The sequence below is a fragment of the Variovorax sp. P4_D9 genome, assembly GCF_056401695.1.
On record NZ_JBFUIU010001733.1, the window covers coordinates 1 to 593 of the forward strand.

Genomic DNA, 593 nt, shown 5'->3' on the forward strand with positions numbered 1-593 from the left:
GCGCCTTCCCGCAAGCGCGCGTGCTCGGGCTGGTCGAATGCGGCACGCACGCCGTCGTGGCGGCGGACATCGCCCCGTACGCGCGCAGCGAGAAAGCGATGGCCGCCGAGGTGCTGCCCGACTGGTTGCGCAAGGACATGCTGCTGCTGGCGGATCGGGGCTTTTACAGCTTCAAGCTGTGGCAACTGGCCGCGGGCAGCGGGGCCGCACTGCTATGGCGCGTGAGCGCCACGATCAAGCTGGCGSCACAGCAGGTGCTGGCCGACGGTTCGTACCTGAGCACCGTCTACGACAGTGCCGACAGCGCTCGGCGTCACGGCACGACCGTGCGCGTCATTGAGTACACGCTGCACAACTCGGCCACCCCTAGCGAAGACAGCTACCGATTGATCACCACCGTGCTCAACGCCGATCAAGCACCGGGCCTGGAGCTGGCGGCGCTGTACCACGAGCGCTGGGAAATCGAGGGTGTGTTTGACGAGTTCAAGACGCACTTGCGTGGCGCCAGCACCGTGCTGCGCAGCAAGACGCCGGACCTGGTACAGCAGGAGCTGTGGGGGCTGCTGCTGGCGCACTTCGCCGTGCGCCAGCTG

General features: G+C 67.2%; 1 protein-coding gene. It reads left to right on the plus strand.

Annotation, left to right across the window (positions count from 1 at the left end):
- The coding region (locus tag AC1DY5_RS58045) for an IS4 family transposase (RefSeq protein WP_478123099.1) at positions 1-593 on the plus strand (593 nt) is incomplete at both ends.